This is a genomic window from Polymorphum gilvum SL003B-26A1 (assembly GCF_000192745.1).
In the GTDB taxonomy this organism is placed as follows: domain Bacteria; phylum Pseudomonadota; class Alphaproteobacteria; order Rhizobiales; family Stappiaceae; genus Polymorphum; species Polymorphum gilvum.
The window spans coordinates 2176244-2200090 of sequence record NC_015259.1 but is presented as its reverse complement, the minus strand read 5'-3'; the positions used below and the strand labels follow the sequence as shown (position 1 = coordinate 2200090).

The window sequence follows — 23847 nt, the reverse complement described above, 5'->3', positions numbered from 1 at the left end:
TGCTCCTTGCTTGTTCATGCTGCTCGCGCGGAACCCTCGGTTCCCTGCCCTGCAGTGTTCTGTCTATGTCAGCCGGCCGAAGAACACGTCCCCGGCGGAAATGGTCCTGATCGTGCCGTCGTCAAGCTGCAGCACCAGCTGCCCGCGGCCGTCGATCTCGCAGAACCGGCCAGTCAGGTCGGCCGCGGACTCAGTGCCCGTCCGCACCGTGATCGTCTCGCCAAGCCGGAGCGCCCGCCCCATCCAGGCCCGGCGTACGACGTCGAAGCCGTTGTCGGCGGACCAGGTGTCGAGCCAGGCGCCGAATGTCGCAGCCAGCCGGTCGAACAGCAGGCCGGCGCCGATCCGGTAGCCGAGTGCCGCCAGATCCGTCGCCTTGTAGCCGTCCGGCTCGGGATGGGAAACACAATTCACGCCGAAGCCGCACACGACCGCCAGCCGGCCGTCGGCCAGCGTCTCCGCTTCCAGCAGGATGCCGGACAGCTTGGCGCCCTCGACCAGCAGGTCGTTCGGCCATTTCAGCCCGACCAGGCCGTGGGCGCCGGCGGCCCGCTCCACCGCCTCGGCCAGCGCCACCGCCGCGACCAGCGGCAGTTCGGCGATGCGCGCCTTCGGCTGCGGATCGATCAGCAGCACGCTGGCGAACAGGTTGCCGCGCGACGAGGCCCAGGCGCGCCCGCGCCGACCGCGTCCCGCGGTCTGCTCGTGAGCGAGTATCCACAGCCGGCCCGCATCGCCCGCGCGTGCCGCCGCCATGGCCAGCGAGTTGGTCGACGGGACGCTGTCATGGAACTCGACCCGGAAACCCGTCGCGCTCGGCGCCGGACCGGTCGTCAGCGGCTCCGCCATACCGTCAGAACAGGCTCTTGGCCGCAGCGCCCGCCGCCTCGACCACCGGCCCCGGCACGGCGGCGAAGAAGATCACGAACAGGCTCGACAGGCCGAGCACGACGCGCAGCTCCATCGGCATGGCCTCGAACTTCTCCGCCGGCTCGTCGAAGAACATCACCTTGATGACGCGCAGGTAGTAGTAGGCGCCGACCACCGAGGCGAGCACGCCGATGATGGCGAGCGGATAGAGCCCGGCCTCGACCGCGGCCGAGAACACGAACCACTTGCCGAAGAAGCCAATGAACGGCGGAATTCCGGCGAGCGACCACAGCAGGATCGCCAGCAGGATCGCCATCGGCAGGTTGGTGCGCGACAGGCCCGCCAGTTCGCTGATCTCCTCGACCATGCCGTCCTTGCGGCGCATCGACAGGATGCAGGCAAAGGTGCCGAGCGTCATGGCCAGATAGGCGGTCATGTAGAACAGCACGCCCTCGACGCCGGCCACCGTGCCGGCCGCCAGGCCGACCAGCGCATAGCCCATGTGGCCGATCGAGGAATAGGCCATCAGGCGCTTGATGTTGGTCTGGCCGATGGCGGCGAAGGCGCCGAGCAGCATCGAGGCGATTGCCACGAAGACGATGATCTGCTGCCAGTCGGCGGTCACCGGCTGGAACGCGTCGATGACCACGCGCACGGTCAGGCCCATGGCCGCGACCTTTGGCGCGGCGGCCAGGAACGCCGTGACCGGTGTCGGCGCGCCCTCGTAGACGTCCGGCGTCCACATGTGGAACGGCACCGCGGAGATCTTGAAGGCGAGGCCGGCGAGCACGAAGACGAGGCCGAACACGAGGCCGAGCGAGGCGCCCTCGCGCGTCAGCACCTCGGCGATCTGCGGGAAGCCGACCTGGCCGGAGAAGCCGTAGACCAGCGACATGCCGTAGAGCAGCATGCCCGAGGACAGCGAGCCGAGCACGAAGTACTTCAGGCCCGATTCGGTCGAGCGCACGCTGTCGCGGTTGATCGCCGCCACCACGTAGAGCGCCAGGCTCTGCAGTTCCAGGCCGAGATAGAGCGCGATCATGTCGTTGGCCGACAGCATCAGCAGCATGCCGAGCGTCGCCAGCACGATCAGCACCGGATACTCGAACCGGTCGAAGGCCTGGCTCTTGGCATAGGCCCAGGACATGGCGATGGCGAAGAACGACCCCGTCAGCACCAGCAGCTTCATGTAGTAGGCGAAGCCGTCGAGCAGGAACGCGCCGCCGAAGGTCTCGCCCAGCTGCGCGCCGAACGGCAGCACGAACAGGCCCGTTGCCGCGATCAGCCCCATCGACATGCCGTTGACCAGGAAGCCGATGCGCGGCCCGCCGAACACGCCGATCATCAGCAGCACCAGCGCGCCGACGGCGAGGAAGATCTCCGGCAGCACGGGCAGAAGATCGGGCAATTGGGTAACGTCGGTCATTGCTCGCGTCTCTCGTCCTGTCGCAGGTCAGTGGGCGGTCGCAGCGGCGTGCTGCACCTGTCCCGCCGCGTCCAGCGCGGCCTGGTAGTTGGTGATCAGCGCGTCCACCGAGGCCTGGGTGACATCGAGGATCGGCGCCGGATAGAAGCCGAACAGCACGGTCAGCACAATCATCGGCACCAGGATCGCCTGCTCGCGGAAGCTGAGGTCGGTGATCGACTTCAGGCTCTCCTTGTCGAGCGCGCCGAACACCACGCGCCGGTAGAGGAAGAGCGCATAGGCCGCCGACAGGATCACGCCGGTGGTCGCGATCAGCGCCACCCAGGTGTTGACCTCGAAGGCCCCCATCAGCGTCAGGAACTCGCCAACGAAGCCGCTCGTGCCGGGCAGGCCGACGTTGGCCATGGTGAAGATCAGGAACGCCACCGCGTAGAACGGCATGCGGTTGACCAGGCCTCCGTAGGCCGAGATCTCGCGCGTGTGCATGCGGTCGTAGATGACGCCGACGCACAGGAAAAGCGCGCCCGAGACGATGCCGTGCGACAGCATCTGGAACAGCCCGCCCTGCACGCCCTGCGGCGTCATGGTGAAGATGCCCATGGTCACGTAGCCCATGTGCGCGACCGAGGAATAGGCGATCAGCTTCTTGATGTCCTCCTGCGCCAGCGCCACCAGCGAGGTGTAGACGATCGCCACCACCGACAGGGTGAACACCAGCGGCGCGAACATGTCGCTCGCCAGCGGGAACATCGGCAGCGAGAAGCGCAGGAAGCCGTAGCCGCCCATTTTCAGCAGGATGCCGGCCAGGATCACCGACCCCGCCGTCGGCGCCTCGACGTGGGCGTCGGGAAGCCAGGTATGCACCGGCCACATCGGCATCTTGACCGCGAAGGAGGCGAAGAAGGCCAGCCACAGCCAGGTCTGCATGCTCTCGCCGAACGGATGGCGCAGGAGCACGGTGATGTCGGTCGTGCCCGCCTCCCAGTACATCGCCATGACGGCGATCAGCATCAGCACCGAGCCGAGCAGCGTGTACAGGAAGAACTTGTAGGACGCGTAGACGCGCCGCTTGCCGCCCCACACGCCGATGATCAGGAACATCGGCAGCAGCCCCGCCTCGAAGAAGACGTAGAACACCACCAGGTCGAGCGCGCAGAACACGCCGATCATCAGCGTTTCCAGGATCAGGAACGCGATCATGTATTCCTTGACCCGCTTCTGCACGCTCTCCCAGGAGGCCAGGATGCAGAACGGCATCAGGAACGTGGTCAGGATCACGAACAGCATCGAGATGCCGTCGACGCCCATCTTGTAGGTGATCGTGCCCGACAGCCAGTCGCGGCTCTCGACCATCTGGAAGCCCGGGTTGTCGTAGTCGAACGCACCCCAGATGAACAGCGACAGCACGAAGGTGAACAGCGTCGTCACCAGCGCGACCATGCGGATGTTGCGCTTGGCGCCCTCGTCGTCGCCCGGCACCAGCAGGATGGCCAGCACGCCCGCCAGCGGCAGGAAGGTCGTGGTCGTAAGGATCGGCCAGTCGATCATCAGTGCGCTCCCCCGCCGGAGATCACTCCGGTGAACATCGACCAGGTGACGAGCGCCGCCACGCCGATCAGCATCGCAAAGGCATAATGGTAGAGATAGCCGGTCTGCAGCCGCACGACCCAGCTGGTGACGCTCTGGACGCGGGCGGCGACGCCGTCCGGCCCGAGGCCGTCGATGACCGCGCCGTCGCCCTTCTTCCACAGCGCGCGGCCGAGCCACAGCGCCGGGCGGACGAAGATCCGGTCATAGAGTTCGTCGAAGTACCACTTGTTGAGCAGGAACTGGTACAGGCCTTGATGCTCCTCGGCCAGCCGCTTGGGCGTTTCCGGCGAGCGGATGTAGAAGTGCCAGGCGACCAGCAGTCCGCCGAGCATCATCACGAACGGCGACACCTTCACCCAGGTCGGCACCTCGTGCATGTCGTGCAGCACGTGGTTGTCCGCGCCGGTGAACAGCGCCCCCTTCCAGAACCCGTCGTAGCCGTGGCCGATGAAGGCCTCCTTGAAGACCATGCCGGCGAGCACCGAGCCGACCGCCAGCAGCAGCAAGGGCACCAGCATCACCCAGGGGCTCTCGTGCACGTGCTTCATCACGTCGACGGGTGCGCGCGGCTTGCCGTGGAAGGTCATGAAGGTCAGCCGCCAGGAGTAGAACGAGGTCAGGCCCGCGGCCACCACCGTCAGCCAGAAGCCGTAATGCGCCATGGCGTTGTGGCCGGCATAGGCGGCCTCGATCACCGCGTCCTTGGAGATGAAGCCCGCGAAGCCGATGGCCGTCAGCGGAATGCCGACGCCGGTCAACGCCAGCGTGCCGATCATCATCGTCCAATAGGTGATCGGGATGTGCTTGCGCAGCCCGCCCATCTTGCGGATGTCCTGCTCGTCGGACACGGCATGGATCACCGAACCGGCGCACAGGAACAGCAGCGCCTTGAAGAACGCGTGCGTGAACAGGTGGAAGATGCCGACCGAATAGGCGCCGACGCCGAGCGCGACGAACATGTAGCCTAGCTGCGAGCAGGTCGAATAGGCGATCACGCGCTTGATGTCGTTCTGCACCAGACCGACGGTCGCGGCGAAGAAGGCCGTGGTCGCCCCGAAGAAGGTGACCACCGTCAGCGCCGTGTGCGACAGCTCGAACAGCGGCGACAGCCGGGCGACCATGAACACGCCCGCCGTCACCATCGTCGCGGCGTGGATGAGCGCAGACACAGGCGTCGGGCCCTCCATCGCGTCCGGCAGCCATGTGTGCAGCAGGAACTGCGCCGACTTGCCCATCGCGCCCATGAACAAGAGCAGGCACACCACGGTCATCGCCGCATGCGGGTCGAGGGCGTAGCCGAGGAAGGTCATCGCCTCGCCGTGGCCCTCGATGAAGGCCGGCGCGTTGGCGAACACCGTCGACAGGTTGATGCTGTCGAACAGGTAGAAGATGCCGAAGATGCCGAGCGCGAAGCCGAAGTCGCCGACGCGGTTGACGACGAAGGCCTTCATCGCCGCCGCGTTGGCCGACGGCTTCTGGTACCAGAAGCCGATCAGCAGGTAGGAGGCGAGGCCGACGCCCTCCCAGCCGAAGAACATCTGCAGCAGGTTGTCGGAGGTCACCAGCGACAGCATGGCGAAGGTGAACAGCGACAGGTAGGCGAAGAAGCGCGGCCGGTGCGGATCGTGGTGCATGTAGCCGATCGAATAGACATGCACGAGCGCCGACACGCTGTTGACGACCACCAGCATGACCACCGTCAGCGTGTCGATTCTGAGCGACCAGGACACGTCCAGCGCGCCCGAGGTGATCCAGCGCAGCACCTCGATCTGGTAGAGCGCGGTCTCGCCGTAGCCGACCGAGAAGAAGGCGACCCACGACAGCAGCGCGGCGACGATGACCAGGCCCGTGGTGATGTATTCGCTCGCCTTGGCGCCCAGATAGCGGCCGAACAGGCCGGCGATCAGGAAGCCGATCAGGGGCAGGAAAACGATTGCCGAGTACATTCGTCTTACCCCTTCATCATGTTGATGTCTTCCACGGCGATAGAGCCGCGGTTGCGGTGGTAGACCACCAGGATCGCCAGGCCGATCGCCGCCTCGGCGGCGGCCACCGTCAGCACCAGCATGGTGAAGATCTGGCCCATGAGGTCGCCGAGGTGGGAGGAGAAGGCGACGAAGTTGATGTTCACCGACAAGAGCAACAGCTCGATCGACATCAGGATGACGATCACGTTTTTCCTGTTCAGGAAGATCCCGAAGATCCCGATCGTGAACAGGATGGCCGCGACCGACAGGTAGTGCGACAGACCGATTTCCATGGGCGCCTCGCCGTGCTCCCTCGTTTGACCCCATCCGGCCCTGGCGGGTTCAGGCCCCGCCGGCCGGCTTCGAAAGACCGCGCAGCGCGCGTCAGATTCCCTTGCCCGACTCCACCTTGCGGATCTCGATCGCGCTCTTCTTGTTGCGCGCGACCTGGGTCGGAATGTCCTGGCGCTTGACCCCTTCCTTGTGGCGCAGGGTCAGCACGATGGCGCCGACCATGGCGACCAGCAGCACGAGACCCGCGACCTGGAAGAAGAAGACGTATTTGGTGTACAGCACCTGGCCGATCGCCTCGACGTTGGACATCTGGTCCAGCGGCGGGATCGGCTGCGATCCGTGGGCGATCACCTCGGGCGCGATCGCCCAGGCGCCGACGACGAGAAGCAGTTCGACCATCAGGATCACCCCGACCAGCGCGCCGACCGGCAGGTACTGCAGGAAGCCCTGGCGCAGCTCGACGAAGTCGACGTCGAGCATCATCACCACGAACAGGAACAGCACCGCCACCGCGCCGACGTAGACCACGACCAGCAGCATGGCGAGATACTCGGCGCCGAGCAGGACGAACAGGCCCGCGGAGTTGACGAAGGCGAGGATCAGAAACAGCACCGAGTGAACCGGGTTACGCGAGGCGATGACCATGAAGGCCGACGCCACCGTCACCCCGGCGAACAGATAGAAGAAAAGCGCTTTCAGGATCATGTCAGACCTGCCCGTCTCTGGCCTTGCTCTGGCTCTTGCCGTGCTTTGGCGGTGCGGCCGTTTCCGGCTTCTTGGGCGCCGTCCCCTTGCGGGCGGCGGCGCCGCGATTGTCCCCTTGCCCCCTAGCGGTAGGGAGCGTCCATCTCGATGTTGCGCGCGATCTCGCGTTCCCAGCGGTCGCCGTTCGCCAGCAGCTTCTCCTTGGAGTAGTAGAGCTCCTCGCGGGTTTCCGTGGCGAACTCGAAGTTCGGCCCTTCCACGATCGCATCCACCGGGCAGGCTTCCTGGCAGAAGCCGCAGTAGATGCACTTGACCATATCGATGTCGTAGCGGGTCGTGCGCCGCGTGCCGTCGTTGCGGCGCGGGCCCGCCTCGATGGTGATCGCCTGCGCCGGGCAGATCGCCTCGCACAGCTTGCACGCGATGCAGCGCTCCTCGCCGTTCGGATAGCGGCGCAGCGCGTGCTCGCCGCGGAAGCGCGGGCTTACCGGTCCCTTCTCGAAGGGATAGTTGAGCGTCGGCTTAGGCTTGAAGAAATAGCGCATCGCGAGAAAGAACGCGGACACGAACTCCTTCAAGAAGAGCGATTTAGCGGCCTGATCGAGTCCCATCGCCTTGTTGCCTTCCTGTCACGCCGCTCAGCCCACCAGCTGCTTTGCGGCCAGATACCCGATCACCGGAAACCCGGCGATCGGGAGGATGAATACCAGTTTGCGCAGGACGGGCTCGTGCCGCACGGCAAAGCCGCCGCCCTTGCGCTTGTTCTTCTCCACCGCGGCCGACAGCAGCCCGTTTAGGATGCCGTAGTCGAGCCAGCCGATGTACAGCCCGATGGCAGCCCCGATCAGTCCCGCGACCGAGACGTCCACAGCCTTACGGCGCCCAGCCGGTCAGCTGCAGCACGCCCGCCACGATCACCACCATCGCCAGCGACAGCGGCAGGAACACCTTCCAGCCCAGCCGCATCAACTGGTCGTAGCGGTAGCGCGGCACCATCGCCTTGACCATCGCGAACATGAAGAACACCGCGAGCGCCTTGACCAGGAACCAGACGATTCCCGGCACCCAGGTGAACGGCGCGAAGTCCAGCGGCGGCAGCCAGCCGCCCATGAACAGGATGGTCATCAGCGCACACATCAGCGCGATCGCGACATACTCGCCGAGCATGAACATCATGTACGGGGTCGAGCCGTACTCGACCATGAAGCCCGCAACCAGCTCCGATTCCGCTTCCGCGAGGTCGAACGGCGGCCGGTTCGTCTCGGCCAGCGCCGAGATGAAGAACACCACGAACATCGGCAGCAGCGGCAGCCAGTACCAGTTCAGGAACGCCAGCCACGGCACGCCGAGATAGCTGGCCAGGCCGGTCTTCTGCGCGTTGACGATCTCCGTCAGGTTCAGCGAGCCGGCGCACAGCAGCACCGTCACGATGACGAAGCCGATCGACACCTCGTAGGACACCATCTGCGCCGCCGAGCGCAGCGCCGACAGGAACGGGTATTTCGAGTTCGACGCCCAGCCGCCCATGATGATGCCGTAGACGCCGAGCGAGGAGATCGCGAAGATGTAGAGGATGCCGACGTTGATGTCGGCGATCACCCAGCCGTCGGCCACCGGCACCACGGCCCAGGCCGACAGCGCCAGCAGCACCGAGACCAGCGGCGCGAGCAGGAACAGGCCCTTGTTGGAGCCCGCCGGGATCACCGGTTCCTTCAGCACGAACTTGAGAAGGTCCGCGAAGGACTGGAACAGGCCCCAGGGGCCGACCACGTTCGGGCCGCGCCGGATCTGCACCGCCGCCCAGATCTTGCGGTCGGCGTAGAGGATGTAGGCGACGATGACCAGCAGCACCACGAGCAGCAGCACGCTCTGGAACACCATCCAAAGCGCCGGGATGCCATAGGTCGTCATGAAATCCGACATGATGCCGAGCCCCCTATTCGGCTGCTTCCGCCGTCCGGGCATGGGCGAGAGCGGAGCATTCCGCCATCACCGCCGAAGCCCTGGCGATCGGGTTGGTCAGGTAGAAATCCGTCACCGCGCTGCGGAAGGCGGCGCTGTCGGTCTTGCCGCCGAGGCCGGCGAGCGCCTCGACCTGCGCGATCGAGCCCGGCTCGACCGCGTCGATCGCCGCCATGTGCGGATGGTCGGCGAACAGCGCGGCGCGTAGATCGCCGAGCGAATCGTAGGGCAGCGTCTTGCCGAGCGCGCCAGACAGCGCGCGCAGGATCGCCCAGTCCTCGCGGGCCTCACCCGGCGGGAACCCCGCCCGGTCGGCCATCTGCACGCGGCCTTCCGTGTTGACGTAGAGCGCCGACTTCTCGGTGTAGGCCGCGCCCGGCAGGATCACGTCGGCGCGATGCGCGCCGCGGTCGCCGTGGGTGCCCTGGTAGACGACGAAGGCGCCCTCCGGCACGTCGACCTCGTCGACGCCGAGCAGGAACAGCACGTCGAGGGCGCCGGGGGCGAGCATCTCGCCCGTCGCAAGGCCGCCCTCGCCCGGCACGAAGCCGATGTCGAGCGCGCCAACCTGCGCGGCTTCCGTGTGCAGGATGTTGAAGCCGTTCCAGCCGTCCCTGATCACGCCGAGCGCCTTGGCGGCCCTGGCGGCGAGCGCCAGCACGGCGGCGCCGTCCGGCCGGTTCAGCGCGCCCTGGCCGAGGATCATCATCGGCCGCGCCGACTTGGCCGGCGCATGCTCGGCAAGGCCCTGCAGCGTGTCCGGCCCGGCGCCCAGGTAGGTCGCCGGATAGGTCAGGTCGGCGGCCTCGCCGATCAGCCCGACGCTCACGCCGCCCTTCAGGTGGCGCTTGCGGATGCGCGCGTTGAGCACCGGTGCTTCCTTGCGCGGGTTGGTGCCGATCAGCAGGATCGCGTCCGCCTCGTCGATGCCGGCGACGGTCGAGTTGAACAGGTAGCTGGCGCGGCCGTTCCTGGGATCGAGCGGCGAGCCGGGATAGCGGCTGTCGAGGTTCTTCACGCCGAGGCCATCCATCAGGCCCTTCAGCGCGAACATCTCCTCGACGCCCGACAGCTGGCCGGCCAGCGCGCCGATGCGCTCCGGCCGGCTCGCCCGGACCTTGTCGGCGATGATGGCAAAGGCCTCGGACCAGGACACCGGCTGCAGCTTGCCGCCCTTGCGGGCATAGGGCCGGTCGAGTCGCTGGGTCTTCAGCCCGTCCCAGATGTAGCGGCTCTTGTCGGAGATCCACTCCTCGTTCACCGCCTCGTTGAGACGCGGCATGATGCGCATCACCTCGCGGCCGCGGGTGTCGACGCGGATCGCCGAGCCGAGCGCGTCCATGACGTCGACGCTCTCGGTCTTGACCAGTTCCCAGGGACGCGCCTTGAACTCGTAGGGCTTGTGGGTCAGAGCGCCGACCGGACACAGGTCGGCGACATTGCCCTGCATCTCGGACGACAGCGCCGCTTCCAGATAGGTGGTGATCTCGGCGTCCTCGCCGCGGCCGATCAGGCCCATGTCGGCGACGCCGCACACCTCGGTGGTGAAGCGGACGCAGCGCGTGCAGTGGATGCAGCGCGTCATGATCGTCTTGATCAGCGGGCCGATGTCCTTGTTCTCGACGGCGCGCTTGTTCTCGTGGAAGCGCGAGCCGTCGACGCCATAGGCCATCGCCTGGTCCTGCAGGTCGCATTCGCCGCCCTGGTCGCAGATCGGGCAGTCGAGCGGGTGGTTGATGAGCAGGAACTCCATCACACCTTCGCGTGCCTTCTTGACCATCGGGCTCTTGGTCAGCACCACCGGCGGCTCGCCGTTGGGGCCGGGCCTGAGGTCCTTGACCGACATGGCGCAGGAGGCGGTCGGCTTGGGCGGCCCGCCCTTCACCTCGACCAGGCACATGCGGCAGTTGCCGGCGATCGACAGGCGGTCGTGGTAGCAGAAGCGCGGCACTTCCGCGCCCGCCTCCTCGCACGCCTGCAGCAGGGTGAAGTCCGCCGGGACGTCTACCTCAGTGCCGTCGATGATCAGCTTTGTCATCGCTTGAGCTCTCCGATTCCGTTCCCGGTCATTCCGCCGCGGCCAGCGCCCTGGGCGCCCTGGTCTTGGCGACATAGTCGTCGATGCGTTCTTCGATTACGTGCCGGAAGTTCTTGATCAGGCCCTGGATCGGCCAGGCCGCCGCGTCGCCGAGCGCGCAGATCGTGTGCCCCTCGACCTGCTTGGTGACGGTGAACAGCATGTCGATTTCTTCCTTGGACGCGTTGCCCTGGACCATGCGATCCATGACCCGCCACATCCACCCTGTGCCCTCGCGGCACGGCGTGCACTGGCCGCAACTCTCGTGCTTGTAGAAGTAGCTCAGCCGGGCGATCGCCTTGATGATGTCGGTCGACTTGTCCATGACGATCACCGCCGCCGTGCCGAGGCCCGAGCCGAGGCCGCGCAGCGTGTCGAAGTCCATCGGCACGTCCTTGACCTGGTCGGCCGTCAGGCACGGCACCGACGAACCGCCGGGGATCACGGCGAGCAGGTTGTCCCAGCCGCCGCGGATGCCGCCGCAGTGCCGGTCGATCAGCTCGCGGAACGGGATGCCCAGCTCCTCCTCGACCGTGCACGGCCTGTTGACGTGACCGGAGATGCAGAACAGCTTGGTGCCGGTGTTGTTCGGCTTGCCGAGGCCGGCGAACCACGCTCCGCCCCGGCGCAGGATGGTCGGCGCCACAGCGATCGACTCGACGTTGTTGACCGTCGTCGGACAGCCGTACAGGCCGACGTTGGCCGGGAATGGCGGCTTCAGCCGCGGCTGGCCCTTCTTGCCCTCCAGGCTTTCCAGCAGCGCCGTCTCCTCGCCGCAGATATAGGCGCCGGCGCCGTGGTGGACGTAGATGTCGAAGTCGTAGCCGTTCTTGTTGTTCCTGCCGATCAGCCCGGCGTCGTAGGCTTGGTCGATCGCCGCCTGCAGGCGCTCGCGCTCGCGGATGAACTCGCCGCGCACGTAGATGTAGGCCGCGATCGCGCCCATGGCGAAGCCGGCGACCAGGCAGCCCTCGACCAGCGTGTGCGGGTCATGGCGCAGGATCTCGCGGTCCTTGCAGGTACCAGGCTCCGATTCGTCGGCGTTGACGACCAGATAGGCCGGCCGGCCGTCGCTCGCCTTGGGCATGAACGACCACTTCAGGCCGGTCGGGAAGCCCGCGCCGCCGCGGCCGCGCAGGCCCGACGACTTCATCTCCTCGACGATCCAGTCGCGGCCCTTGTCGATCAGCGCCTTGGTGTTGTCCCAGTGGCCGCGCTTGCGTGCGCCCTCCAGGCCCCAGTCGTGCAGGCCGTAGATATTGGTGAAGATCCGATCCTGATCCTTCAGCATCCCGTTCGCCTCACCCTTCGGTCTTGCTGGTCGGCACGTCGCCGTGGTCGACGCGCCTGGAGAACTCGGTCTCGCCGCCGCCGGCGAGCAGTTTGGCCTGCGCGATCCAGTCCTCACGCTCGATCCGGCCCTTGAACTTCAGCCTGGTCTCGACCCAGGCCTTGTTCGCCTCGGTCCATCCCGCGATCTGGTCGTAGTGGTAGACGCCCAGCTCGTGCAGGATGCCCTCGATCTTCGGGCCGATGCCCCTGATCCGTTTCAGGTCGTCGGCGCTGCCCGCACGCGGTGCGCTCAGCAGTTCCGGTTCCTTCTCGTGGTCGAGCAGCGGCAGCTCGGCCGGCTTTTCCAGCGCCGGCAGTTCGACCGCGGGCTTCGCCGGTCCGGGGGTCTCCGCCTTCTCCGCGGGTTTGGCCGGCGCGGCGGGCGCGGTCGGCGTGGCCACCGGCGCGGTCGCTGGCCTTGGCCGCCTCGGCCGCCTTGCGCGCCACGACCTCGTCCTTCACCCGCGCCACCGCCGCCTCGGCCGGCACCGGCACGCCGTCGTAGTCCTGGCCGCCGCCATTGATCGAGGCGCCGGCGAAGGCATGCGAGGCCTTTTCCGCGCCGTCGACCAAATGGGCCATCGGCAGCGCGCCGGCGGTGTCGTCCTCGATCTCGGTCAGGCTGGTCGCCCCGCCCTCGGGCATGGAGAAACGCCGGCCGTTCTGCGGTCCTGGCGTCACCTCTCGGCCCGCGGCGATGTCCTCGATCAACTTTTCCAGGCTTTCAGGGGTCAGGTCCTCGTAGGTGTCCTTGAAGATCTGGACCATCGGCGCGTTGACGCAGGCGCCCAGGCACTCGACCTCTTCCCAGGAGAAGTCGCCGTCGGCCGACAGGTCGTGGGCATGGGCGGCGATCTTCGACTTGCACACCCGGATCAGGTCTTCCGCGCCGCGCAGCTGGCACGGCGTCGTGCCGCACACCTGGATGTGCGCCTTCTTTCCGACCGGCTGCAGCTGGAACATGGTGTAGAAGGTCGCCACCTCCAGCACGCGAATATGCGGCATGCCGAGCATGTCCGCGATGTAACGGATCGCCGGCTCGCAAACCCAGCCGTCGTTCTGCTCCTGCGCGCGCCACAGCAGCGGGATCACCGCGGACGCCTGACGGCCGGCCGGATAGCGGTCGATCACCTTCTTCGCCCAGGCGAGATTGTCCGCCGTGAAGGCGAAGTGGTCCGGTTGTTCAGCGGCAAGTCTGCGAACCGCCATGGTCTTGTCCTCGTTCCGTGCCTAGGCCGCCGCCGCCGGGTTCCGGACGCCGCCGCCCTGCGCCGTAGATAGCGCGCAGAGACGGTCGAGCCAGAACGGGCTGCGGGTCGCGAAGAAGTCGTAGCCCCTCCGCGGGTTGGTCTTGAGGCGGGTCAGTTGGTCGACCGACCCGAGTTCGAAAAACGTCTTGTCGACATGGCCGAACAGGCGCATGCCGCAGTCGTCGCGCAGGTAGCGCGACACCGAATGCGCCCTGTCGGAGCCGTGCTCCTCGTAGACGATCAGCACGTCGCGCATCAGCAGCGCCGTCCCACCCTTGAGCGCCTGCACCTCGACGCCCTCGACGTCGAGCTTGAGCACCACCGGCCCCTCGTCCGGCACGTGGCCGTCCTCGACCAGTCGGTCGAGCGTGATCGACAGCACCTCGCCGCGCACGCCGCCCGTCGCGTCGGGCACGACGCTGCGCGCCTCGTGCTTGGCGCCGTAGAACTTCAGCACGTCGTCGTCGCTGTCGGAGATCGCCCGGTGCAGGCAGGTGAAGCGGTTGCCGTTGGCGGCCGCGTTGCGCTCCAGGATGGCGAAGCTCTCAGGGTCGAGCTCGATCGCCACCGCCTTGTGGCGGCCGAAGCCGGCGCTCGTCACCAGCACCGACCAATAGCCGAAGTTGGCGCCGCAATCGACGAAGGCATAGTCGACGTCCCTGATTGCTCTCAGGATCGCCTCGACCTCCTCCTCGTAGACGTCGCGCGGGTCGAGCAGCAGGCTCCAGTAGCCGTCGCCGTAGGGGAAGGAGAAGCGCGCGTCGTCGGCGAAGTCCACGGTCACCATGCGCCGGCTCGGCAGGACCGAGCGCACCAGCTTCGAGGCGATCGAGAAGCCGAAGTCGTCGAGCGGACGCAGGCCGACGGCGGCAAGGCGCATGGCCGTCAGGCCGGTGCGCTCGCGCATCGAGGCGTTGCGGATCGCGCCGCTCGCCTTGTCGACATGAATGGTCGCGTCCACCCCGGTCATCGCCTAGCGGTCCACCTCTCCGAACACGATGTCGAGCGATCCGAGGATGGCCGAGACGTCAGCCAGCATGTGGCCGCGGCACAGGAAGTCCATTGCCTGCAGGTGCGAATAGCCCGGCGCCTTGATCTTGCAGCGGTACGGCTTGTTGGTGCCGTCGGCGACCAGGTAGACGCCGAACTCGCCCTTGGGCGCCTCGACGGCGGCATAGACCTCGCCGGCCGGGACGTGATAGCCCTCGGTGTAGAGCTTGAAGTGGTGGATCAGCGCTTCCATCGAGCGCTTCATCTCGCCGCGCTTGGGCGGCACGATCTTGCCGTCCGTCGTCGACACCGGGCCGGTCTCGACGGTCAGCTTTTCCAGGCACTGCTTCATGATCCGTACCGACTGGCGCATCTCTTCCATGCGGATCAGGTAGCGGTCGTAGCAGTCGCCGTTCTTGCCGATCGGAATGTCGAAGTCGAGCTCCGCGTAGCACTCGTAGGGCTGCGCCTTGCGCAGGTCCCACGGCGCTCCCGAGCCGCGCACCATGACGCCCGAGAACCCCCAGGCCCAGGCCTCTTCCAGCTTGACCACGCCGATGTCGACGTTGCGCTGCTTGAAGATGCGGTTGTCGGTGAGCAGGCCCTCGATGTCGTCCAGCGTCTGCAGGAACGGATCGCAGAAGTCCCAGATGTCGTCGAGCAGCTGCCGCGGCAGGTCCTGGTGCACGCCACCTGGACGGACGTAGGCGGCATGCATGCGGGCGCCGCAGGCGCGCTCGTAGAACACCATAAGCTCTTCGCGCGGCTCGAAGCCCCACAGCGGCGGCGTCAGCGCGCCGACGTCCATCGCCTGTGTGGTGACGTTGAGCAGGTGCGACAGCAGCCGGCCGATCTCGGAATAGAGCACGCGGATGAGCTGGCCGCGCTTTGGCACCGTGACGCCGAGCAGGCGTTCGACGGCAAGCGCGAAGGCATGTTCCTGGTTCATCGGCGCGACGTAGTCGAGCCGGTCGAAATACGGCACCGCCTGCAGGTAGGTCTTCTGTTCGATCAGCTTCTCCGTGCCGCGATGCAGGAGACCGATGTGCGGATCGACGCGGGTGACCACCTCGCCGTCCAGCTCCAGCACGAGGCGCAACACGCCATGCGCCGCCGGATGCTGCGGACCGAAGTTGATGTTGAAGTTTCGAACCTGAGCCTCGGCCATCAGACCCGCCTTAATTCGTCGTTGCTTTTTCGTCGCCCGGCAGCACGTAGTCCGTGCCTTCCCAAGGCGAGAGGAAGTCGAAGTTGCGGAATTCCTGCGTCAGGCGCACCGGTTCGTAGACGACGCGCTTCTTGTCGTCGTCGTAGCGCACCTCGACGAAGCCCGTGACCGGGAAGTCCTTGCGCAGCGGATGGCCGTCGAAGCCGTAGTCGGTCAGGATCCGCCGAAGGTCCGGATGGCCCGAGAACAGGATGCCGTACATGTCGTAGGCCTCGCGCTCGAACCACTCCGCGCCGGGGAACAGGGGCGTCAGCGAGGGCACAGGCGTGTCCTCGTCGGTCGAAAGCTTGACCCGGATGCGCTGGTTCTGCACCGGCGACAGGAAGTGGTAGACGACGTCGAAGCGCCGATCGCGCGCGGGATAGTCGACGCCGCAGATGTCGGTCAGGTTGACGAACTTGCAGCTCGCATCGTCGCGCAGGAAACGCACCACGTCGAGAATCGCCGGAGCGCTGACCGTTAGAGTCAGTTCGCCGTAAGCGACCTTCCAGGACAGGAGAGAGTCTTTGAGCGCGAGTTCGATGTGCTCGCCGAGTTCCCTGAGCGTCTCGTCCATGTCTTTGACCTCGTCGACCCTTTCGGACCATGCGCGCGGGACGGCCGCCCCGCTGGTGTGATCGGCGCCCCCGGGCGCCTGCCGCTCAGCGTTCGATCGTGCCCGTGCGGCGGATTTTCTTCTGCAGCATCAGCACGCCGTACAGCAGCGCCTCCGCTGTCGGCGGGCAGCCGGGCACGTAGATGTCGACCGGCACGACACGGTCGCAGCCACGCACGACCGAATAGGAATAGTGGTAGTAGCCGCCGCCGTTGGCGCACGAGCCCATCGAGATGACGTAGCGCGGTTCCGGCATCTGGTCGTAGACCTTGCGCAGCGCCGGCGCCATCTTGTTGGTCAGCGTGCCCGCCACGATCATCACGTCGGACTGGCGTGGGCTGGCACGCGGGGCGAAGCCGAAGCGTTCCGCGTCGTAGCGCGGCATCGACATCTGCATCATTTCCACCGCGCAGCAGGCCAGGCCGAACGTCATCCACATCAGCGAGCCGGTGCGGGCCCACTGGATCAGGTTGTCGGTGGTGGTGACGAGGAAGCCCTTGTCGGCCAGTTCGTCGTTCATGCCCATGAAGAACGGGTCGTTGGCGCCGACCGGCTTGCCGGTGTTCGGGTCGATGATGCCCCTGGGGGCCGGCGCGACGAGCGGGCCCTTTGTCGTGGTCAATCCCATTCCAGCGCCCCCTTCTTCCATTCGTAGATGAATCCGACGGTCAGGACGCCGAGGAAGACCATCATGGACCAGAAGCCGAACCAGCCGAGGTCGCCGAACACCACTGCCCAGGGGAACAGGAAGGCGACTTCGAGGTCGAAGATGATGAACAGGATCGACACCAGGTAGAACCGCACGTCGAACTTCATGCGCGCATCGTCGAAGGCGTTGAAGCCGCACTCGTAGGCGGACAGCTTTTCCGGATCGGGCTTGGAATAGGCCAGCAGAAACGGCGACACCAGGAGCGCCAGTCCGATGACCAGCGAAATGCCGATAAAGACGGCGATCGGGAGGTAGTCCCGCAGGAGATCTTCCATGTCTTACGCGTCCTTGCATTTGGCCGGACGGATCGGGAGGAGATCCGGCCGATCAGGGCTTTGTCGCACTGTTGTGCAGGCGACTCAAGCGGCCCTTCTTCGGCCCCGGTTTCACCAACATGCGAGCGCACGCTTAGCCCACGTCCATGGGCAACGCAAGACCCGTGACCGGCCAAAACCGTAGGCCATTCGTCACGGCTTTCGCGACGCACAGCGCGAAAGCGCCAAAGCCGACGCATTTTCGACGTTTTTCCGCCTTCGGGTTTTTTCGCCGTCGCAGGTCCCCGACCGCCAGGCCGGCCCAGGCCGACTCATGCTCCGCCGCGGGCGCGGTAGGCAGACTCACGGCACGGACACCGTGCAGCGATCTGTCGATGGCGATAGGGAGAATGTCTTTAACCGTGAGTGGCGCGAGTGACGGGGCTCGAACCCGCGACCTCCGGCGTGACAGGCCGGCACTCTAACCAACTGAGCTACACCCGCACACTTCACGGACAATCGCCATCCTCCCTCGCAAGGAAAGATGGCGCGAGTGACGGGGCTCGAACCCGCGACCTCCGGCGTGACAGGCCGGCACTCTAACCAACTGAGCTACACCCGCTTCGATCTTGCCGGCGCGGAGCCGACCCGAAGTGGGCGTGATGTACGGCGGCACGCCGTGGAAGTCAAGCACCGCATCCGGACCCGCATGACGTTTTTGCGAAAGGCCGCGAAAGCCGCCATGCCCAGTGCCGACCCGTCCTGCCGCATCTGTGGATAACGCAGCCGCCGCCGCGCGGCGGCGGAGGGTCGCAGGGGGCCGGACGGTTTCCGGACGGTTTGCGGAGGGTTTCAGGACACGGATGACAGTGCGCTTCGGAGCGATCCGCAGACACGGCACTGGTGGGCGGTGAGAGACTCGAACTCCCGACATCCTCGGTGTAAACGAGGCGCTCTACCAACTGAGCTAACCGCCCTGACCGTGAGGGAAGCCGTTTTCTAGGCGCTTGCGCGGCGCTTGGCAAGGGGGATAGGCTTTCCCGCCCTTGCGCCCGCCCGGACACCGGAATGGCCCTTCCGCGCGGCTTTGCCGCCATGAAAAACCCCGCGCGCCGGACGGCACGCGGGGATAGCGCCGACAGCGGCGCCGGAAACCGGATCAACCGTTGACGGCGTCCTTGAGGCCCTTGCCGGCCTTGAACTTCGGCGTCTTGGACGCCGGGATCTTGATCGTCTCGCCGGTGCGCGGGTTGCGACCCTCGGTCGCGGCGCGCTCGGAAACGGAAAAATTGCCAAAGCCGATAATGCGGACTTCATCGCCGGCCTTCAGGGTTGCGGTGACGGCGTCGAAGGTCGCGTCGACGGCTTCCCCGGCCTGTGCCTTCGTCAGCCCGGTCTTCTCAGCAACGGCTGCGATCAGATCGTTTTTGTTCATAGCAGTCCCTTTCTTGAAAACGGCGGAAAGCCGGCGATTCTCGCCAGCGCCGTTGGCGGAAAGTCATGCGAAACAAGCCGCAACGCAAGCCATTTTTTCGCAGAAAACCGCCATTTTCGCCCAATTATCAAAAGAAAAGCCCCGGCCATGCCGGGGCTTTCCTGGTTTCGGGGCGTTTTGCCGCGCCTCAGTGGGCCAGCAGACCCGAGCCTTCCTCGTCGCCGACCAGGGTTTCCTTGGCCGGCTCGGCACTCTTCTCGTCCCACTCGATGGGCTCGGGCAGACGCACCAGCCCGGTCTTGAGGACCTCCTCCATGCTCGACACCGGAATGATCTCCAGCGCGTTCTTCACCGAGGCCGGAATGTCCGCCAGATCCTTGGCGTTGTCTTCCGGGATCATGACCGTCTTGATGCCGCCACGCAGCGCTGCGAGCAGCTTCTCCTTCAGCCCGCCGATGGGCAGGATCCGGCCGCGCAGGGTGATCTCGCCCGTCATCGCAACGTCGCGGCGCACGGGGATGCCCGTCATCACCGAGATGACCGCCGTCGCCATGGCGATGCCCGCCGACGGACCGTCCTTCGGGGTCGCCCCCTCGGGAACGTGCACGTGGATGTCCCGCTTGTCGAACAGCGGCGGCTCGATGCCGAAGTCGATCGACCGCGAGCGCACATAGGACGCCGCCGCCGAGATGGACTCCTTCATCACGTCTCGCAGGTTGCCGGTGACCGTCATCTTGCCCTTGCCGGGCATCATGACGCCCTCGATAGTCAGCAGTTCGCCGCCTACCTCGGTCCAGGCCAAGCCCGTGACGACGCCGACCTGGTCCTCCAGTTCGGCCTGACCGTAGCGGTAGCGCGGCACGCCGAGATACTTCTCGACGACATCCCCGGTCACCGTGACGGTCGTCTTATCGCCCATCAGGATATCCTTGACCGCCTTGCGCGCAAGCGTCGCCAGTTCGCGCTCGAGGTTGCGCACGCCCGCCTCGCGGGTGTAGCGCCGGATGACCAGCCGCAGCGCCTCGTCCTCGATCGAGAACTCGCCCTCCTTCAGGCCGTGGTCCTTTTCCGTCTTCGGTATCAAGTGGCGACGCGAGATTTCGACCTTTTCGTCCTCGGTGTAGCCCGCGATTCGGATGATCTCCATGCGGTCCATCAGGGGCGCCGGGATGTTCAGCGTGTTCGCGGTGGTCACGAACATCACGTCCGAAAGGTCGTATTCGACCTCCAGATAGTGGTCCATGAACGACGAGTTCTGCTCCGGATCGAGCACTTCCAGCAGGGCCGAAGACGGATCGCCGCGGAAGTCCATGCCCATCTTGTCGATCTCGTCGAGCAGGAACAGCGGGTTGGACTTCTTGGCCTTCTTCATCGACTGGATGACCTTGCCGGGCATCGAACCGATGTAGGTCCGCCGGTGGCCGCGGATCTCGGCCTCGTCGCGTACGCCGCCGAGCGACATGCGCACGAACTCGCGCCCCGTGGCCTTGGCGATCGACTTGCCGAGCGAGGTCTTGCCGACACCCGGAGGGCCGACCAGGCACAGGATCGGACCCTTGAGCTTGTTTGCCCGCGCCTGGACGGCCAGGTACTCGACGATCCGCTCCTTGACCTTGTCGAGGCCGTAGTGGTCCGCGTCCAACACCTTTTCTGCCAGCGCGAGGTCATGCTTGACCTTGCTCTTCTTGCCCCAGGGAATACCCAGCAGCCAGTCGAGATAGTTGCGCACGACCGTGGCTTCGGCCGACATCGGGCTCATCTGCTTGAGCTTCTTCAGCTCCGCGTTGGCACGCTCGCGCGCTTCCTTGCTGAGCCTGGTCTTCTTGATGCGCTCTTCCAGTTCGGCGACCTCGTCCCGGCCGTCCTCGCCGTCGCCGAGTTCCTTCTGGATCGCCTTCATCTGCTCGTTCAGATAGTATTCGCGCTGCGTCTTCTCCATCTGGCGCTTGACGCGCGAGCGGATGCGCTTTTCCACCTGAAGCACGGAGATTTCGCTCTCCATCATGCCGAGCACGCGTTCGAGCCGCTCGGACACGGAAACGATGCCGAGGATTTCCTGCTTCTCGGGGATCTTGATCGCCAGATGTGAGGCGATCGTGTCGGCCAGTTTCGAGTAGTCCTCGATCTGGTTGACGGCACCGAGAACCTCCGGCGAGACCTTCTTGTTGAGCTTCACATAGTTCTCGAACTCGGCCACCACCGAGCGGGCCAGTGCCTCGACCTCGATATTCTCGCCATCGCGCTCGGGCATCACCAGCGCTTCCGCCTCGTAGAACTCCTCGCGGTCGGAATAGCGGGTGATCCTGGCGCGCGCCCCGCCTTCGACCAGCACCTTGACGGTGTTGTCCGGCAGTTTCAGCAATTGCAGCACCGTCGCCAGCGTGCCGACCTCGTAGATCTGGTCGGGTGCGGGGTCGTCGTCAGCCGCGTTGATCTGGGTGGCGAGCAGGATGTGCTTGTCGGAAGTCATCACCTCCTCAAGCGCACGGATCGACTTTTCACGGCCGACGAAAAGCGGAACGATCATGTGCGGGAACACAACGATGTCACGCAGGGGCAGCACCGGGTACACAGTCTTACCGGCCTCTTCGATGGAGCGCGTTTCGGATTCGCTCATGTCCATTCCTTTCTGCGGGCCTGCGAGCGTCCGGGAGGAGGTCTGCCGCAGGCACTTCTTGGATGGTGTCCCGATCCGGGGAGGGTCGGGGAACAGCCGGTTCGAACCGCCCCTCTTGGGCACGTTTCGAACCGCCGGACCATCGGTTGACCTATTAGGTGGACACCGGGGCTACGAGTGTCAAGGCGGACGGACACATAGCACCCGCCTCACCTGTTGACAGGCGGCAAGGCCCGCGCCGGAACAGCGCCGTGAATGCAAAATGCCGCCCTCACGGGCGGCATTCATGCATTCGTCACGGTTGGGCTAAAAGCCGCATCACGCAGTCGACACTGAGCTTTCGACGCGGTCCTCGTAAATGTAGAGCGGTCGCGCCTTGCCTTCGACCACCTCAGGCGAGATGACCACTTCCTTCACGCCCTTGAGACCGGGCAGTTCGTACATGGTGTCGAGCAGGATCGCCTCCAGGATCGAGCGCAAGCCGCGGGCGCCGGTCTTGCGTTCGATCGCGCGCCGCGCGACCGCCTTCAGGGCCTCCTCGTGGAAGGACAGGTCGACGTTCTCCATCTCGAACAGCCGCTGGTACTGCTTGACCAGCGCGTTCTTGGGTTCGGTCAGGATCGTGACCAGCGCTTCCTCGTCGAGGTCCTCCAGCGTGGCGATCACCGGCAGGCGGCCGACGAACTCCGGAATGAGGCCGAACTTCAGCAGGTCTTCCGGTTCCAGTTCGGAGAACAGTTCACCGATGCGGCGATCCTCCGGCCCCACGACATTGGCCTTGAAGCCGATCGAGGTCTTGCGGCCGCGGTCCGAAATGATCTTGTCGAGGCCGGCAAAGGCGCCGCCGCAGATGAACAGGATGTTGGTCGTGTCCACCTGCAGGAATTCCTGCTGCGGATGCTTGCGCCCGCCCTGCGGCGGTACCGATGCGACGGTGCCTTCCATGATCTTCAGCAGCGCCTGCTGCACGCCTTCGCCCGACACGTCGCGGGTGATCGACGGGTTGTCGGCCTTGCGGCTGATCTTGTCGACCTCGTCGATGTAGACGATGCCGCGCTGGGCGCGCTCGACGTTGTAGTCGGCCGCCTGCAGCAGCTTCAGGATGATGTTCTCGACGTCCTCGCCGACATAGCCCGCCTCCGTCAGCGTCGTCGCATCGGCCATGGTGAACGGCACGTCGAGGATGCGCGCCAGCGTCTGCGCCAGCAGAGTCTTGCCGCAGCCGGTCGGGCCGACGAGCAGGATGTTCGACTTGGCCAGTTCCACGTCGTTGTTCTTGGACGCGTGGTTGAGGCGCTTGTAGTGGTTGTGGACGGCGACCGACAGAACCTTCTTGGCACTGTTCTGGCCGATCACGTAGTCGTCGAGGACGTGGCGAATCTCCTGCGGGGTGGGAATACCATCGCGCGATTTCACCAGCGAGGACTTGTTCTCCTCGCGTATGATGTCCATGCACAGCTCGACACATTCATCGCAGATGAAAACAGTCGGGCCGGCGATCAGCTTGCGCACTTCATGTTGGCTCTTGCCACAGAACGAGCAGTAGAGCGTGTTCTTGGAGTCGCTGCCGCTGGCCTTTGTCATGTATCAACCCCGCACTTTCCGGAAGGGCTGACGCCCTCCACTCTCGGTAATGCCGGGACGCGCCGTTGCGCCTGCCCGGCTGCCGGTCCCGGACCGCTGAGTGCGACTTCCATGGACCGGGATGCTTTCATGCTTCGCCCTTAAAGATCAACATTCGCTTAAGGCGACGGCGGAATTCCAGCGGCATTGACCGCCAAGGGACTTCCGCAGGCAATTGCGTCACGAATGCGGCGAAAGCGTCACGATTGCCCTTCTGTGCCCAGACTTGCGCGATCGGAGATCACGCTATCGACAATGCCGAAGCCCTTCGCCATGTCGGCCGTCATGAAATTATCGCGCTCCAGCGCTTCTTCAACCGAATCGAGGCTCTGGCCGGTGTGCTTGACGTAGATATCGTTCAGGCGACGCTTCAGCTTGAGGATTTCCTGGGCATGCAGCATGATATCGGCAGCCTGTCCGCGGAAACCGCCAGACGGCTGGTGCACCATGACGCGCGCGTTCGGCAGCGAGAAGCGCATGCCCTTCTGGCCGGCCGCCAGCAGCAGCGAGCCCATTGACGCGGCCTGGCCGATGCACAGCGTGGACACTTCCGGGCGGATGAACTGCATGGTGTCGTAGATCGCCAGGCCCGACGTCACCAGCCCGCCGGGCGAGTTGATGTAGAGCGCGATTTCCTTGTTCGGATTTTCCGCCTCGAGATACAGCAACTGGGCACAGACCAGGGTCGCGAGCTGATCCTCGATCGGACCGGTCAGGAAAATGATCCGCTCCTTCAGGAGACGGGAATAGATATCGAAGGCCCGCTCGCCCCGGTTCGTCTGCTCGACGACCATCGGCACGAGAGTGTTCGTGAAGAGTTCGACAGGATCCTTCATACCTCATCCATGTGCTGGCCCAAGCCCCTTGCGCGCATGGCCGGCGCCGGTTGGCAGGCGGTGGAACGCATCGGTCCGACCTTGAGT

At 65.6% G+C, this 23847-nt stretch carries 20 protein-coding genes, 3 tRNA genes and 1 pseudogene; all 24 read right to left on the bottom strand.

Annotation, left to right across the window (positions count from 1 at the left end; translation table 11 throughout):
- Positions 1-63 precede the first annotated feature (63 nt).
- Positions 64-849 (bottom strand): biotin--[acetyl-CoA-carboxylase] ligase, encoded by a 786-nt coding sequence (locus tag SL003B_RS10560; RefSeq protein ID WP_013652826.1) that lies wholly within the window; start codon positions 847-849, stop codon positions 64-66.
- A gap of 4 nt (positions 850-853) precedes the next feature.
- A complete protein-coding gene (gene nuoN, locus SL003B_RS10555) occupies positions 854-2296 on the bottom strand; it encodes an NADH-quinone oxidoreductase subunit NuoN (RefSeq protein ID WP_013652825.1) in 1443 nt (480 codons plus the stop codon).
- A gap of 27 nt (positions 2297-2323) precedes the next feature.
- Positions 2324-3844 (bottom strand): NADH-quinone oxidoreductase subunit M, encoded by a 1521-nt coding sequence (locus tag SL003B_RS10550; RefSeq protein WP_013652824.1) that lies wholly within the window; start codon positions 3842-3844, stop codon positions 2324-2326.
- The gene (gene nuoL / locus SL003B_RS10545; protein ID WP_013652823.1) at positions 3844-5832 is read right to left on the bottom strand and encodes an NADH-quinone oxidoreductase subunit L; all 1989 of its coding nucleotides are present in this window, start codon (positions 5830-5832) and stop codon (positions 3844-3846) included. The genes SL003B_RS10550 and nuoL overlap by 1 nt, the downstream gene beginning before the upstream one ends.
- A 5-nt stretch (positions 5833-5837) precedes the next feature.
- Complete coding sequence (gene nuoK / locus SL003B_RS10540; protein WP_013652822.1) at positions 5838-6146, bottom strand: NADH-quinone oxidoreductase subunit NuoK; 309 nt, start codon at positions 6144-6146, stop codon at positions 5838-5840.
- Positions 6147-6237: 91 nt separating this feature from the next.
- Positions 6238-6852, bottom strand: a complete 615-nt coding sequence (locus tag SL003B_RS10535; RefSeq protein ID WP_013652821.1) for an NADH-quinone oxidoreductase subunit J — start codon at positions 6850-6852, stop codon at positions 6238-6240.
- Positions 6853-6974: 122 nt separating this feature from the next.
- The gene (gene nuoI / locus SL003B_RS10530) at positions 6975-7463 is read right to left on the bottom strand and encodes an NADH-quinone oxidoreductase subunit NuoI (protein WP_013652820.1); all 489 of its coding nucleotides are present in this window, start codon (positions 7461-7463) and stop codon (positions 6975-6977) included.
- Positions 7464-7490: 27 nt separating this feature from the next.
- Positions 7491-7721 carry a hypothetical protein gene (locus tag SL003B_RS10525; protein WP_013652819.1) on the bottom strand — a complete coding sequence of 77 codons (231 nt, stop codon included), beginning with the start codon at positions 7719-7721 and terminating at the stop codon, positions 7491-7493.
- A 4-nt stretch (positions 7722-7725) separates the two neighbouring features.
- Positions 7726-8775 (bottom strand): NADH-quinone oxidoreductase subunit NuoH, encoded by a 1050-nt coding sequence (nuoH, locus tag SL003B_RS10520; RefSeq protein WP_013652818.1) that lies wholly within the window; start codon positions 8773-8775, stop codon positions 7726-7728.
- A 13-nt stretch (positions 8776-8788) separates the two neighbouring features.
- Positions 8789-10852, bottom strand: a complete 2064-nt coding sequence (gene nuoG / locus SL003B_RS10515; protein WP_013652817.1) for an NADH-quinone oxidoreductase subunit NuoG — start codon at positions 10850-10852, stop codon at positions 8789-8791.
- 28 nt (positions 10853-10880) lie between these two features.
- Positions 10881-12182, bottom strand: a complete 1302-nt coding sequence (gene nuoF / locus SL003B_RS10510; protein WP_013652816.1) for an NADH-quinone oxidoreductase subunit NuoF — start codon at positions 12180-12182, stop codon at positions 10881-10883.
- Between the two features lie 113 nt (positions 12183-12295).
- Positions 12296-13432: an NADH-quinone oxidoreductase subunit NuoE gene (nuoE, locus tag SL003B_RS22295; protein ID WP_013652815.1), complete on the bottom strand. Its 1137-nt coding sequence runs from the start codon at positions 13430-13432 to the stop codon at positions 12296-12298.
- 21 nt (positions 13433-13453) lie between these two features.
- Positions 13454-14443: an FkbM family methyltransferase gene (locus tag SL003B_RS10500; protein ID WP_041375490.1), complete on the bottom strand. Its 990-nt coding sequence runs from the start codon at positions 14441-14443 to the stop codon at positions 13454-13456.
- Positions 14444-14446: 3 nt separating this feature from the next.
- On the bottom strand, positions 14447-15631 hold the full coding sequence (locus tag SL003B_RS10495) for an NADH-quinone oxidoreductase subunit D (protein ID WP_013652813.1): 1185 nt from the start codon (positions 15629-15631) through the stop codon (positions 14447-14449).
- Between the two features lie 10 nt (positions 15632-15641).
- Positions 15642-16247 (bottom strand): NADH-quinone oxidoreductase subunit C, encoded by a 606-nt coding sequence (locus tag SL003B_RS10490; protein ID WP_013652812.1) that lies wholly within the window; start codon positions 16245-16247, stop codon positions 15642-15644.
- 85 nt (positions 16248-16332) lie between these two features.
- Positions 16333-16914, bottom strand: coding sequence for a NuoB/complex I 20 kDa subunit family protein (locus SL003B_RS10485; RefSeq protein WP_013652811.1), 582 nt, complete (start codon positions 16912-16914; stop codon positions 16333-16335).
- Positions 16905-17270: an NADH-quinone oxidoreductase subunit A gene (locus SL003B_RS10480; RefSeq protein WP_013652810.1), complete on the bottom strand. Its 366-nt coding sequence runs from the start codon at positions 17268-17270 to the stop codon at positions 16905-16907. The genes SL003B_RS10485 and SL003B_RS10480 overlap by 10 nt, the downstream gene beginning before the upstream one ends.
- A gap of 406 nt (positions 17271-17676) precedes the next feature.
- Positions 17677-17753 (bottom strand) — tRNA-Asp (locus SL003B_RS10475).
- A gap of 41 nt (positions 17754-17794) precedes the next feature.
- Positions 17795-17871 (bottom strand) — tRNA-Asp (locus SL003B_RS10470).
- Positions 17872-18150: 279 nt separating this feature from the next.
- A tRNA-Val gene (locus SL003B_RS10465) sits at positions 18151-18226 on the bottom strand.
- Positions 18227-18408: 182 nt separating this feature from the next.
- A pseudogene (locus SL003B_RS10460) lies at positions 18409-18726 on the bottom strand (HU family DNA-binding protein); the annotation flags it as partial.
- 145 nt (positions 18727-18871) lie between these two features.
- Complete coding sequence (lon, locus tag SL003B_RS10455) at positions 18872-21277, bottom strand: endopeptidase La (RefSeq protein WP_422613605.1); 2406 nt, start codon at positions 21275-21277, stop codon at positions 18872-18874.
- 342 nt (positions 21278-21619) lie between these two features.
- Entirely contained in the window at positions 21620-22885 is a 1266-nt protein-coding gene (gene clpX, locus SL003B_RS10450; RefSeq protein ID WP_013652807.1) for an ATP-dependent Clp protease ATP-binding subunit ClpX, read from the bottom strand.
- A gap of 239 nt (positions 22886-23124) precedes the next feature.
- On the bottom strand, positions 23125-23760 hold the full coding sequence (clpP, locus tag SL003B_RS10445) for an ATP-dependent Clp endopeptidase proteolytic subunit ClpP (RefSeq protein WP_013652806.1): 636 nt from the start codon (positions 23758-23760) through the stop codon (positions 23125-23127).
- Positions 23761-23847: the final 87 nt, after the last annotated feature.